The following is an 11,674-nucleotide window of genomic DNA, read 5'->3' as shown; positions in this document are numbered from 1 at the left end:
CTCAGAACTCCAGGTGAAGCGCGAAATGCGCCGGATTGAGCAGGCTGGTGACATATTCGATGGCGCGGCCGTCGGCGGCGCGCGTCAGGCGCAGCGTGCGCAGGAACGGCGCGCCCGGCGCGCAGTCGAGAATGGCCGCGTCCTTAGCGCTCAGCATCTCGATATCGACCCACTCCTCGCCGTGATCGGGGACAAGCCCCGCGCCGCGCAGCGTCTGGTGCAGCGATCCCTCGCGCAGGCCGCGCAGCGGCACGTCCTCCAGTTCGGGCGACAGCGGCAGGCGGCTGCGCTCGATCGAGATGGCGTGGCCGTCATCGGCGTTTGAGCGCACCCGGTCGACGGCGATGAAGAACGGGCTTTCGACGCCGAGCATGGCGGCGAGCTCGCCATCCTGCATGACTTCGAGCCTGAGCGTGCGCGTCTCGGCATTGGCGCCGGCATTGGCCAGTGCCCGCGACCAGCCGACGGCATCGTCGACCGGCATGCCGTCGAAGGTGACGAACGAGCCGATGCCGACCTTGGTGGTGATCAGTCCGCGGCTCGACAATTCCTCGAGACCCTTGCGGATGGTGTTGCGGCTGACGGAGAAGCGCTGGCCAAGCTCGTTCTCGCTCTGCAGGCGGTCGCCGAAGCCGAGCACGCCGGAGCGGATCTCGTGCTCGAGGACGGTGGCGATCCGTTCCGGCTTGCCGGTTCCGGGAGACGACAGGGTCGTGCGACGCGCCATGGAATACCTGTTCAGTAAACCTGTATAGTCCTGTTCAATAGCGCGATAGGGCAAGTCATGTCAACGGCTCGCGGCCGGCGCACTTTGGGTTCCCGGAATCCCGGGCAAGATTGCCCTGCTGGTCGCGACGGCCCTCCCGATCACCACGGGCCCTGCTGATCACGACGGCCCCTCCTGGTCACGACGGCTCGTCGCAGGCTGGAATTTTATGGGAACCTTCACCACCCCCGAGCGGTTTTTTCTGTAGTCGCGATGCGGCGACGACCGAAAAAATGGAGACAAATGGAGGCAAACCATGCTTACGAAGTTACTCGCGGCGTCCGTGCTCGTCGCCGGCCTGGCCACCTCTGCCATGGCCCAGAGCACAGCCGACCCAGCCGACACAGAGGCTGGCATGGCTCCCGGCAGCGGCAGGAGCGTCGTCATCGACCCGGCCCCGGTCGATCCGACCCTGGCTGAGCCGGATACGGTCGATACCGGGATTACCGGCAGCATCATTGCGGGCCCCGACGGCACGAATTCCAATGCCGACCGGAACTGCCCGCCAAGCCCGCAGGGCGCGATGCCTGATGCCACGCACAAGGCTCCCGGCACGGTTTCACCCACCGTCAACGACAGGCACTGCGGCCAGTAGCCGAGATCGATTTCGGGACCAGCGCTTCGGCCGCGGGACAGTGCTTCGTCCCGCGGCCGAAGCGTTATGTGCGAAACCTTCGATGGCAGAGCGAGGCGCCCCCCTCTGTCCTGTGTCCGGCAGGACAGAGGGGGGCGCCGTAGAGCACTACATCAGATGGCGGCTAGCCCTTGCGCGGCCGGGCAGTCTTTGAACTGGTCACCTTGCCGGCCGCCGGCTCCTTCGGCCGAGCCGGCGCCTTTGGCCGAGCAGTCTTGGCTTTGGGTCGGCTTTCCCCACCGTCGATCTCGGCCGCGGCCTGGTCCCAGTGCTGCTGATGCGCGCCGTCGGGCCGGCCGGCCTGCTCCCAGATCGCGTGAGCCCGCCGGCGAATGCGTTCCTGCCTGTTATCAGTCACTGTTGCCTCCTCGGCTCAAATCGGTGAGCGACAACTTCTAGCTGAATTTTCGACCGGCGTCTTGGGGGCTTCGGCCCAGATCGGGTCGGCCAGAGTCGGGTCGGCCTGAGTCAGGTCGGCCTGAGTCTGGTCCACCCAAATCGGACAGGACCGCGACCCCGAGGAGTGCCGCCTTCTTGGTGATCAGCCCCGCCAGATCCGCGTCCGAGCGCTCGGTTCCGGTTTGCTCACGCACGGCTGCAATCAACGCCTTCATCGACAACAGGGCAGAGCCCCGTTCGGCAAGCAGCTTGTCGACGGATGCGGCCACATCGCGTGATTCGACATGCGGCAACATGGAAATGGCTCCTTCCGTCCCGCCACGAAGACGATCGACAGCCGGCTGCCTGCCGGCGAGCCGCCGCTCTTCCCGCGTCTTCCCGGGAGAGCGGCGGGTGAAGGTCAGTCGATGACCTGCACGATCCTGCGGGTGCCGGGATCGACCAGCACGGTGCGATCGTCGACGACTACGTATCTGTATTCGACGTCGGGAACCTCGTGAAGTTCAACCGTGTCGGGCAAGGTGGAACCGACGTTGAGTTCCACGCCCAGGAGGCTGATCGACGCCAGCGGGTGCCTCTCCACATATTGGCGGACGACCGTCTGCTGCGCGGGCGTGATAATCACCTGGTCTGCGGTGGCGACGCCGACACCGGCCAGCAAAGCCAGCCCGGCGACGGCAGGAACAAGGTGGATTTTCATCGTCTTCTCCTGTCTGGTTTGCGGGCTCTGCTGTCCACAGTCGGGACGACTCAGCCCAAAAGCCAACGTTTGACGAAACCGTCTTGTTCCGTGAGCGGCGACTAATTGATCGCCGCGTTGGCTGGCAGTGGCCCGCGATCTTGGTCGCCCAAGCGCGCGGGCCGATCGGTTTTGCCCGATCAGCAGCGATACCGGAGGGGGGTGATATCGACTGCTTCGAAATGAACATTCAGCGATAACTAATGTTCCGCTCCCTACGGCAAAAAATCCCTGCCGGCGCCGGCACGTCAGGCGCGAGACCGGCAAATGCCCCCAATCTATGGTTTCGGCGGCTGCGCCGGGACCTCGCCGGGCTTGAGCACCGGTGTCCTGCCTTGGTCCGGCGGCGGTGCGGCCATGCCCTGATCGCCGGTCGGCGGCGGCAGCAGCACGCCGTTGCAGGGGTCAAGCGTGTCGGTCAGGCTGTTGCTGTCACCGTTGTTGACGGGCGGCGGCGGCTGCTGCTGGCCGTTCTGCGGCTGCGCCTGGCAGTGGCCGGCAGGCGCCTGGTCTTGTGTCTGGTTATCCGCCTGGGCGGCAACCGGCGCCGCCAACGCCAGTGCGCCGAGCAGCGTGATTGGCAGCAATGCGAAAGGTTTCATGTCGAACGCCTCCGCGCGAACGATCGCCTCCTTGCCAAAGCCGGTTGGCGGCGATTGGTTCCCGCCTGCAGCAAGCCGCCCGGCTCCATCGCGCCGGCGCGGCATGTTGGGGAATCGTTAATCAGCGATTGCTACTATAGCGGAATGACCAAGAACCTCGGAAACGCCGAAAGAAGCGCTCCAAAGGAGCCGGCAAGCAACTCCGCCCTGAGCCGGCTGGCGCCGGCCTTGTTCCCCCTGGCGGTCGTCGCGCTTGGCTACCTCATCGGCTGGCAGTTCTTCGGCTTCTAGAGCGGTCCATATGTCGCATCAGCCGAAGAATGCGGCGGTTCAGAATAAAGCGCTCTGTAGCGATCCTTCGCGCCCCCCTCTGTCCTGCCGGACATCTCCCCCACTTGGGGGGAGATTAGCAGCTTCGCGGACAGCGTCCTTTTTGCAAGGTTGGTGGTTGGCGAAATCATTGATGAAGGCCAATCTCCCTCCTTGTGGGGGAGATGTCCGGCAGGACAGAGGGGGGCGCTGTCCCTCGGCGATCAAAGGTTCTGCATGCAACAGCACTCCTAGTCCGGGAAATCGAACACCGGTTCCTCGCATCGATGGACCCGGCATTGACCGTCAAGCGTCCCGACATAGGCGGCGACAGGCACTTCGGGCCAGTCGCATTCATTGCCGAACCGACGGACATAGCGGTCATAGGTGTTGCGGCCGGTGGTCAGCACCACCGCGCGCCGGCTCTGGATCAGAAGCTGCGTCTGTTCGCATGTCATGGCGCGCGTATCCGGCCGGGCGTGAGCCATGCTTGTCGCGGCGATCAGGATCGCTGCGGCTGTCGCGACGATTGGGCGAGCTGGCATGCTGCATCCTCGCAAAGGTCGTGCCTAACGCGCAGCTTCGCCCGTGGTTCCGCACCTTCACCCCACCTTTACCAGCGTCTCCCGCAAGAGTGCTACTGCGGCGCAACAAGACAGCCGCGATCTCACTCCTTCTTCTCGGGCCACTCCTCCTTCTCCGGCTTGAACCGCCTGACCACCACCTCGAAGACGATGTCCGAGATCCACATCGCCGAGACGCCGATGAGAAACGCCGCGGCCAGCGTCGTGGTGTCGTCGTTGGCTGGAATCGCCAGGCCGGCGCGGATATAGAGCACCACGGGGAGCGTCAGGTAGGCCGCCGCCAGCGCGCCGCAGATCGGCGACGCCACCATCTCGCGAACCTTGTAGCGGTGGCGCGACAGGGCTCGCAAAATCCCGCCGGAAAGGCCGGCGACCACCACCGGCGCCTTGATGCCGAGCGCGTCGAGAAGTTCCTGTATCATGGCTTCCACCCGCACCATCTGGCGCCCTTGCCGTTGTAGGCATTCATTTCGTCGAGCTCCGGCCGCGTCATGGCGGCGACGACGGCGGCGGACGCACGGCGCGGCTGGTTGTGGTCGCACCAGACCTGGCGCGCCGGCGAAACCGGCGTTGTGCACCCGGCGAGCAGCAGGCCGCCAAACAGCAGGCACTTGGGCAACAGGCACCCAAACAGCAGGCTATTGGGCAGCAGCATCAGCGCTTTGACCATCGCATCGCCTCCCGCCGTGCGGCTTCGTCCGGCAGGTCGCGCGCCGCGCGTTCGGCATCGGTCGCCTCGCGGTCCATTTCGAGGCGCTCCTCGACGGCAACGAGTTTTTCCGCCGCTCGCCTGGCCGCATCCTTGTTGGCCCGACCGCCGGCGACAAACAGGCCGATGCCGCCGACGAGCGCGGCAAAAATCGCCAAGATCGTCGTGTTGCCGGCGAGCGCGCCCAGCATGGAAAGCACCCACATCTCAAGTGCCCTCCACGGCAGGCTGGTTTCTGACGAGGCCGGCGACGCCGTCGCGCACGACATTGATCAGGATCTTAAGCAGGGCCAGCACCCCGGTGATTTTTAGCGCCAGGGCGGCGTCGATGCCGAACAGCGTCCAGTCGAAGCCGACCAGGCCGGTGAGCAGCAGGATCAGCACATTGATCAGATTGTGCGCGGCGTTGGTATTGAACCAGGTCATGGCTTTACCTTTCGAAACAGGGAGAGAATTGCGGCGACCAACGGAGCCAGCACTGCGGCCCATAATCCGGACAACGATCCGGAAAACGGTCCGGAAAACGGTCCGCGCCGCACTCCGGCTTTGCCCGGCTGTGCCTTGGCGGGCGTGAAACCCTTCGGTTGCGGCGGCTGCGGGATCGGAACCGGCGCCGGAGGCTGCGTAGCGGGCGGCGTGTCCCTGATCCCGGACCATTTGCGGAACGCCTCGGCAAGCCGGATATCGTAGGCGTTCTTCGCATAGGATGCGCCGTTGTAGCCCCTGGCGAAGCCGGCCCAGTCATGCTTGCGCAATTTGCCGTCGAGCCGGTTGGCGGCGATGAAATTGACAGCCGCCGCCAGCTGCAGCGCCTCGTCCGCCATCATGGCTTCGACCATCGCCTGCACGGTGGGGAAGCCGGCCGCCCTGAAATTCTCGCCGAGGACCTGGCCGAGCCCCCATGACGCCGATCTGAGCGCCGCCGTCTCGTCGATGGCGCAGGCGGCTTTCAGGCGCGGATAGCTGTCGCGGGGATAAGGCTTTTCGCCCCATTTGGCATAGGCAAGGCCGGCCGCTACCGCCTTTGCCCGAGCCGCGCCCGCGAGATTGCGGTAAAACACATGCGGCTCGAACAGGATCACCGGCCGGCCCTGGGCGTCGAAGCCATGCCCGCTGGTTTCGACATCGAGAAAGGCGTGGATCTCGTCTTCGCCGACGCCGATGCTGGCGCCAAGTTTTGGCAGATCGAGATCGTCGAGGCGCCTGGCGGCGCCCTTGAACGTCATGTCCATGGTCTTGGTCCTTTCCCAGGTTGATGTTTGCAGGCGCCAGCTTGATGTTTGCAGGCGCCCGGTTGATGTTTGCAGGCGCCCGGTTGATGTTTGCAGGCGATTGTGTGAAATGGCCCCAAACTGTGGGGATTTGCCGATGTCGCAAGACGAAGGAACGGCGCGCTGGACGGTGACGGCCGAGCTCTGCGCGGTCGGCCGCGACAAGCCGCTGCTTGTCGCGCTGGCGGTGATCCTGTGCCTCTATTGCGGGCTGATTGCCGGGCCGATCGTCTATGCGTTCCTGGCCTTCCAGGGCATGGCGAATTTCTTCAACTGACGGCATTGACCAGTTGAGAACAGCTCGATCCGTCTTGCCATCGGGATGGAAACCGCTTAGCCGGAATAAACTGCTCCCATGAACCGTTCATACCCCATGGGAACAGGTGCGGAGGGCGCGTGACAATCAGGATCAGGCTTCCGGGCGGGACACTGAAGATCAAGAAAAAGGACGAGCTGCGTCGCCGCGAGCAGAAGCGCCAGGTCCCGGTCTGGCGGCTTGGAGACTATTTCATCGTCTGGTGGCCGAGCAGCATTTCGGATCGTCCGTCCGGACGCCCGCCAAAGGGAGTGGGTGAATAGTGAATAGTGAATAGTGAAGAAGGTGCTCTACTCACTACTCACTACTCACTACTCACTACTCACTACTCACTACTCACTACTACCATTCACCATTCACCATTCTCCCGCTCAAGCCGGTCCCGGAAAACAGCCGCAGAGATAATCAACGATCAGCCCTTGACTCTTCCGCCACGGAAGCTCTCTAAGTCGCTGCATTGCACAACGGGGGTTGGGAGCAATGGCAGTGCGTATCAGGTTGCCGGGCGGCACCTTGAAGATGAAGGTGTATCGGGAGTTGCGCGAGCGTGAGCGCGCCCGCCGCATCCCGGTTCTGAAGCTGGGCTCGCTGTATTTCAGCTGGTGGTCGAACCGGCCGCGTCCGTTGAACGACCAGCCCGACGACGATCCAAACCGATCTCAGGCAGCGCCTTGACGGCCCGAAAAAAGCCGTCCTCGGGCGGCTGCGCTTGAACCCTTCCGGTCAAGCCAACAAACGCGCGCATCGGCGGTTGACTCTTCGGCTGGGGAAGTTCTCTAATTGCTGCATCGCACATCATCATTGAATTGCACAGCGGAGTTGAACCGATGGGCGTGCGCATCAAACTGCCGGGCGGCACCTTGAAGGTAAAAGTCTATCGCGAATTGCGGGGGCGCGGACGCGAGCGCCGCGTGCCGGTCATGAAGGTGGGTTCGCTGTATTTTGTCTGGTGGTCGAACAGCCAGCCTCACAACAAGCCGCAAGACAGCCGTCATTAGCCGTTGCCATTCGCCCGCGCCTTGGCGCAAGCGAATGGTTGGCGCTCTATGATGGGACGACGCTCATTGATGAGCGAAGGCATCATTTCATTTCACCAGGTCGCGGTCCGGCCGCACCAAAGCGTCGGCCGGAACGTCCGACCGTACGATTGAGCCGGCTGAAATTATCGCCCGGTCGCCGATCGTGACACCCTTCATTATCATGGCACTGTTGCCGATCCAGACATCATCTCCGATTGTGATCGGTGCTGAGCGGATGCCTGGGTCGACGCGCGGATGGCCTTCGCGAAAGATGGCCTGCATCTGCGCAAAACGCTTCTGCGGGTCCATGGGATGCGAGTTGGTATCGTGGATCGCCACCCCCCACGAGACGTGGACATGTTTGCCGATCTTGATCCCCACCGGATCCGATGACCAAATCGTCGAGCCTGGACCAAGGTAGAACCAGTCATCGATATTGATCCGGCCCTCATGGGCAAAGACCTGCAGATGTCCGTCCAGATGGCTGTCCGCGCCGATTGAGACCCGGGACTTGTCGCCATGAATGTTGAAGATCTCCGCCCCGGCACCGAACTTCGTGCGCGGCCCGATGACGGCATTCTCCCTTGCGGCGCCTGTGGCGATCCAAGACGAAAAGCGGCGGCGAACAGCGAGAATGGTGGATACGCATTTGCGAACATCTGCCACACGCCACCATTTCAGTCTAGGCATCGAAGAGACCCCGACGCACCATTTGACGCAGGCATTCGGCGTCATAGGTGGCATGGCGCAGGCTGCATTCGGATGCAGCTCGTCCGATATGTACAGTGTCGACGTGAGGTAGCCCATGCCGCTCGATCTTGGTGCCGACAACGACCCACTCCTCGCCTTCCCGGAGTTTGGCTACCGTCTCACCCTTGTGCTGAATTGCCTGTGCCATTTGCCTATCCTCTCTCCGCGACATATTCGATGAAGCGCAAGGCGTTGCTGTCATGACCGACGTCGTTGAAGTGAAGCCCCTCTTGATAGGCTCCAGCGTCGATATAATCGAAACCATCAATCGGGATCGTCAGCACGTTTCGTGACCGGTATGTCTGGCGGATAGCGCCAAGCGCCGCGTCGTAAGTCCGCCCGCCAGTGTAGCTACCATTCCAGGCCGAAGACGGGCGGGTCGGCGGCATCGCAAGGATGCGAGGTGCGGCAGCTGCCTCCAGCGTATTAAGCACCGCAGCGATGTTGGTGGAAATCGTAGCCGGCGCGGTACCAAAACTGTCGTTGATGCCAAGTGCGAGAATCGGAACGATCTTGCCGCCAGCATAGCTCGCTTGAACGATTGCCGAGGTAAGACGCGCCGTATTAAATGACGCGAAAGTATAGCTCCCATGCGCGGCGCGCAGTGAGCGCAGTCGAGGGCGTGATCCCGGCGCCTTAACTCCAAGACGGATAAGCCCGGTAATTTCGACAGGGCCGCCTATCGCCGTCAGTGTGTAATTGCCGCTGACGGTCTGCCCCGTCATCGACGGGCCGGAATATTGATCGAGCGCCAGAGCGCCGGCAGCATTGACGGTCTTGTACGCCGCGCCACCGTCGAAAGCGAAGGCAAGCGAACCTTGACCGGCGTCCCGGGTGTAGTGGACATCGATCTGTTCATAAGCTCCAGTGAACGCTAGGGACGCGCCATCCGCAAGAATGATGCTTTCGCCAAGTGGCCCGCGCGTTCCCGTCGAGACGGTTCCGCTGGTCGCAACGCCATAGAAGGCCGGCGTGTAGGTGGAGCTTGGCCGTAGCGCCGTCATGCCCGGCTCGTCATCGGCAATGCCGAGATTGGCAAATTGGGTAACTCGATTAAACCAATGCGCCGGGCCATTGCTGGCCAGTGCCCAATGACCGATGCTATCGGCGATCAAGCAGAGCACATCGTTGTTGGCGATATGCTCTGCCATCTTGGCCCGGAAGCCATCATAGAGATTAAACAGCGACGGGCGGGCCGGAACGAAGAACCTCCGGCCGCCGACGAACGGCTTTCCTGGTCCCCAAAAACCGTCACCCGACTTAGGCATAGCCGTCAACGCGAAGCTGCCGGGCGGCACATACAGGTTTGGATGGGCAGCAGCGGCCGAGGCAAAGATTGCGGTCGCGTCAACGACGCCATTCGGGTCGGCGTCCGCCAGCAGGTTCATGCCGGTGTTCTGTGTGCCGCCTGTCAGAGCCCGCGCAGCGTCGGCGATGAGGCCAGTTTTGATCGTGAACGCAACCTCATAGCGGTGCAGGGTCGATGATGCCACAATAGCGCCGTTCGACAGCACGCCGGACCTGATCCATGCGGGAATGCCTTGCGGGTTGACGCTGTTCTGAAACTTGTAGCCGCCGCCGCTGATTGCCGGATACTGCCCCGCTGCAATCGGTATGCTGAGGGAGATTTCGCTCACACCATTGGCCAACGCGATCTGGTGCGTGCTGATCACGTTGACGGTTAGATCGCCATTGTACTGGATGACGTGAATGTTGGCCGTGCCGGCCCCGCTGGCACCGACATCGATTTCCGTGATGTAACCATCGGCCGGCGCTGGCGTTTGCATGACGACGCTGTAGTTCGCCGGGGTATTCGTGCCGGTGTTGACCAGGTTCGGCCAGCCGACCACCTGCTCAGTGCCGACGATGTCTACCAGATCGTTTGCGGTGTCGTAGGCTGCACGCGCCTTTGTGCCGACTTCGCCCGTGAAAGTGGCTTTCCATTGCGGACCATTGACAAAGTCGACGGTCTTGGCTGTGTGTGACGTAGGAACCGTCGCCGTGAACCACTTGCTTTCGCCGTTCGGAATGGACCCCGCCGTATAATACCATGTGCCGGCTCCTGTCCGTTGCAGGCCCATGACACTGCCGGCTGGCTTCAGGATCGAGAGACCCGAGTTGACGGAAGACGGGCCGGCAACGACAGGGATGGTTTGTTGAGAGACGAGAGTTAAAGTGCCATCGCCCTCGGCGTGGGCAATTACGATATGGATTGTTCCTGCTCCAGCGCCGAAGCCAAGTTCAAGGCTCGACAGATACTCATCGACAGCCGACAGAGAGCCCGGCCAATAATAGGCGCTGGTATTGGTAACAGCCGTGCCGCCGACGGAGCCCGTGATCAGGACCGGCCCAACCGTCCGCGACCCGATCAAGCCGACAACTTCCGCTGCCGACGCGCGAACACCGGTGTCGACGGCAACAGGCCCAGCCGCCACGGTGTACATTCCCATGATGCCGTCGCTGATTTCGGTCCAAAAGTACTCACCAACTTCAACATTCCGGCCCAAAACCGCCGCCGCACTTGCGCCCGCCAATCCCGCAGAGGCCGCAAAGCTGAAAGCCGGCGCCGCCGCGTAGGAGCCGGGTGCCGTGATCAGGATCATCGTCAGAGCACCGCCAGCGACAACGAAGCGGCCTGCGGCGCCAGAACCGGCGCCGCCGGTGAACGCCAGATCGAACGTGCCGTTCGTGCCGCCGGCGCCGCCGACCAGGGCACTGAAGCCGGCCACGCCAAAGCCGATCGCGGCTACGATGGTCGGGAAGATGCCCTTGCCATACAGCGACGCGTCGCGTGCCGCCTGGGCGCCGGCCAGGTTGGCCGCCGTGGAAGCGACATCGGCGGCGGTCTGTTCGGCATTGGCAGCGGAGGTGGACGCGCTGGCGGCGGCCTGGCCGGCGCTGGCCTCGGTGGCATGCTTCAGCACCTGCGTTTCATCGCGCAGCGTCACCACCGCACCGACTACCCCCGCAATGTCGGGCGGCACGAACGGGGCAATTGTGATGGCATCGCTGCCCACCACCGGCGCGTCGGCGCTGAATTCAAACACCCGGCCGGCATTGATTGTCCCAACCTGGGTGTGGACCGTCGTTCCCCTCTGCAAGGTGCGGGCGGTGCGGGCGTCGGCGGCGCGGAACCATTCGCCTTCGCTCACCGTGTAGATGCCGTTCTGCGTCGGGTCGGCCTGATCCTTGACCAGCACGCGGTCGCCGACCTCAGCCGGCACGCCGTCGATGGTCTGCAGGCGATGGAGCAGGATGCTGGCCGTGGTCGCCACGCGCACGGGTTCGCGTTCGCCGGTCAGAAGTCGAACGGCAGCAGTTGCGGGTCGGGCCATCAGGCTTGCTCCATGAAAAAAGCCCCGCGAAGCGAGGCTTGAAAGTGATTCCAGCGGGCGCGGGACTCGCGGTCTTTCTCCAACGTCTGCGATTGGCCGTAAGCCCTCTTTTGATCGCCGAGGGACAGCGCCCCCTCTGTCCTGCCGGACATCTCCCCCACAACTGGGGAGATTGGCAGCTTCGCGGACAGCGTCCTTTTTGCAACGTTGGTGGTTGGCGAAATCAGTGACGGAGGCCGAT

General features: G+C 63.2%; 20 protein-coding genes. 6 read left to right on the top strand and 14 right to left on the bottom strand.

The window, feature by feature from the left end; translation table 11 throughout:
* Position 1 precedes the first annotated feature (1 nt).
* Positions 2 to 727, bottom strand: a complete 726-nt coding sequence (locus tag AC0L3H_RS27345) for a GntR family transcriptional regulator (protein ID WP_473587532.1) — start codon at positions 725 to 727, stop codon at positions 2 to 4.
* A 295-nt stretch (positions 728 to 1,022) separates the two neighbouring features.
* Between AC0L3H_RS27345 and AC0L3H_RS27340 the strand changes: the two genes are divergently transcribed.
* Positions 1,023 to 1,361: a hypothetical protein gene (locus AC0L3H_RS27340; RefSeq protein ID WP_473587531.1), complete on the top strand. Its 339-nt coding sequence runs from the start codon at positions 1,023 to 1,025 to the stop codon at positions 1,359 to 1,361.
* 163 nt (positions 1,362 to 1,524) lie between these two features.
* On the opposite strand, the gene AC0L3H_RS27335 is transcribed toward AC0L3H_RS27340, so the two are convergent.
* The 4 genes from AC0L3H_RS27335 to AC0L3H_RS27320 all read right to left on the bottom strand — a co-directional run bounded on the left by AC0L3H_RS27335 (position 1,525) and on the right by AC0L3H_RS27320 (position 3,140).
* Positions 1,525 to 1,758 carry a DUF2934 domain-containing protein gene (locus tag AC0L3H_RS27335; protein ID WP_473587530.1) on the bottom strand — a complete coding sequence of 78 codons (234 nt, stop codon included), beginning with the start codon at positions 1,756 to 1,758 and terminating at the stop codon, positions 1,525 to 1,527.
* Between the two features lie 37 nt (positions 1,759 to 1,795).
* Entirely contained in the window at positions 1,796 to 2,095 is a 300-nt protein-coding gene (locus tag AC0L3H_RS27330; RefSeq protein ID WP_236376817.1) for a hypothetical protein, read from the bottom strand.
* Between the two features lie 104 nt (positions 2,096 to 2,199).
* Complete coding sequence (locus AC0L3H_RS27325) at positions 2,200 to 2,499, bottom strand: DUF1236 domain-containing protein (protein ID WP_473587529.1); 300 nt, start codon at positions 2,497 to 2,499, stop codon at positions 2,200 to 2,202.
* Between the two features lie 317 nt (positions 2,500 to 2,816).
* Positions 2,817 to 3,140 (bottom strand): hypothetical protein, encoded by a 324-nt coding sequence (locus tag AC0L3H_RS27320; protein ID WP_473493755.1) that lies wholly within the window; start codon positions 3,138 to 3,140, stop codon positions 2,817 to 2,819.
* A 144-nt stretch (positions 3,141 to 3,284) separates the two neighbouring features.
* On the opposite strand from AC0L3H_RS27320, the gene AC0L3H_RS27315 reads away from it, so the two are divergent.
* Positions 3,285 to 3,431 carry a hypothetical protein gene (locus AC0L3H_RS27315; RefSeq protein WP_091599075.1) on the top strand — a complete coding sequence of 49 codons (147 nt, stop codon included), beginning with the start codon at positions 3,285 to 3,287 and terminating at the stop codon, positions 3,429 to 3,431.
* Between the two features lie 269 nt (positions 3,432 to 3,700).
* Here the strand turns inward: AC0L3H_RS27315 and AC0L3H_RS27310 are convergent, their stop codons facing one another.
* The 6 genes from AC0L3H_RS27310 to AC0L3H_RS27285 form a co-directional block, all read right to left on the bottom strand.
* Positions 3,701 to 3,994, bottom strand: a complete 294-nt coding sequence (locus tag AC0L3H_RS27310; protein ID WP_473587528.1) for a hypothetical protein — start codon at positions 3,992 to 3,994, stop codon at positions 3,701 to 3,703.
* Between the two features lie 122 nt (positions 3,995 to 4,116).
* Positions 4,117 to 4,473 carry a hypothetical protein gene (locus AC0L3H_RS27305; protein WP_473587527.1) on the bottom strand — a complete coding sequence of 119 codons (357 nt, stop codon included), beginning with the start codon at positions 4,471 to 4,473 and terminating at the stop codon, positions 4,117 to 4,119.
* Positions 4,452 to 4,703, bottom strand: a complete 252-nt coding sequence (locus AC0L3H_RS27300; protein WP_473587526.1) for a hypothetical protein — start codon at positions 4,701 to 4,703, stop codon at positions 4,452 to 4,454. The genes AC0L3H_RS27305 and AC0L3H_RS27300 overlap by 22 nt, the downstream gene beginning before the upstream one ends.
* Positions 4,688 to 4,948 (bottom strand): hypothetical protein, encoded by a 261-nt coding sequence (locus AC0L3H_RS27295; protein WP_091599070.1) that lies wholly within the window; start codon positions 4,946 to 4,948, stop codon positions 4,688 to 4,690. Before AC0L3H_RS27295 ends, AC0L3H_RS27300 begins: the two co-directional genes overlap by 16 nt.
* Before the next feature lies 1 nt (position 4,949).
* Positions 4,950 to 5,168, bottom strand: a complete 219-nt coding sequence (locus AC0L3H_RS27290) for a hypothetical protein (RefSeq protein WP_473587525.1) — start codon at positions 5,166 to 5,168, stop codon at positions 4,950 to 4,952.
* Positions 5,165 to 5,974, bottom strand: a complete 810-nt coding sequence (locus AC0L3H_RS27285; RefSeq protein WP_473587524.1) for an N-acetylmuramidase family protein — start codon at positions 5,972 to 5,974, stop codon at positions 5,165 to 5,167. The genes AC0L3H_RS27290 and AC0L3H_RS27285 overlap by 4 nt, the downstream gene beginning before the upstream one ends.
* Before the next feature lie 136 nt (positions 5,975 to 6,110).
* Between AC0L3H_RS27285 and AC0L3H_RS27280 the strand changes: the two genes are divergently transcribed.
* The 4 genes from AC0L3H_RS27280 to AC0L3H_RS27265 all read left to right on the top strand — a co-directional run bounded on the left by AC0L3H_RS27280 (position 6,111) and on the right by AC0L3H_RS27265 (position 7,327).
* On the top strand, positions 6,111 to 6,290 hold the full coding sequence (locus AC0L3H_RS27280; protein WP_473587523.1) for a hypothetical protein: 180 nt from the start codon (positions 6,111 to 6,113) through the stop codon (positions 6,288 to 6,290).
* A gap of 119 nt (positions 6,291 to 6,409) precedes the next feature.
* The gene (locus tag AC0L3H_RS27275) at positions 6,410 to 6,592 is read left to right on the top strand and encodes a hypothetical protein (RefSeq protein ID WP_023798597.1); all 183 of its coding nucleotides are present in this window, start codon (positions 6,410 to 6,412) and stop codon (positions 6,590 to 6,592) included.
* Between the two features lie 217 nt (positions 6,593 to 6,809).
* Positions 6,810 to 7,004, top strand: a complete 195-nt coding sequence (locus AC0L3H_RS27270) for a hypothetical protein (RefSeq protein WP_128170507.1) — start codon at positions 6,810 to 6,812, stop codon at positions 7,002 to 7,004.
* Between the two features lie 152 nt (positions 7,005 to 7,156).
* Positions 7,157 to 7,327: a hypothetical protein gene (locus AC0L3H_RS27265; RefSeq protein ID WP_473587522.1), complete on the top strand. Its 171-nt coding sequence runs from the start codon at positions 7,157 to 7,159 to the stop codon at positions 7,325 to 7,327.
* Between the two features lie 87 nt (positions 7,328 to 7,414).
* Here AC0L3H_RS27265 and AC0L3H_RS27260 read toward each other — a convergent pair whose 3' ends face one another.
* Genes AC0L3H_RS27260 through AC0L3H_RS27250 form a run of 3 tightly spaced genes read right to left on the bottom strand, consistent with a single transcriptional unit; the run spans position 7,415 to position 11,433 of the window.
* Positions 7,415 to 8,038: an acyltransferase gene (locus AC0L3H_RS27260; protein ID WP_473587521.1), complete on the bottom strand. Its 624-nt coding sequence runs from the start codon at positions 8,036 to 8,038 to the stop codon at positions 7,415 to 7,417.
* On the bottom strand, positions 8,031 to 8,246 hold the full coding sequence (locus AC0L3H_RS27255; protein ID WP_473587520.1) for a hypothetical protein: 216 nt from the start codon (positions 8,244 to 8,246) through the stop codon (positions 8,031 to 8,033). The genes AC0L3H_RS27260 and AC0L3H_RS27255 overlap by 8 nt, the downstream gene beginning before the upstream one ends.
* A gap of 4 nt (positions 8,247 to 8,250) precedes the next feature.
* Positions 8,251 to 11,433, bottom strand: coding sequence for an SGNH/GDSL hydrolase family protein (locus AC0L3H_RS27250; protein WP_473587519.1), 3,183 nt, complete (start codon positions 11,431 to 11,433; stop codon positions 8,251 to 8,253).
* Positions 11,434 to 11,674: the final 241 nt, after the last annotated feature.

This window comes from Mesorhizobium sp. WSM4816, from assembly GCF_055811535.1.
This window is presented reverse-complemented; position numbering and strand designations above follow the sequence as displayed.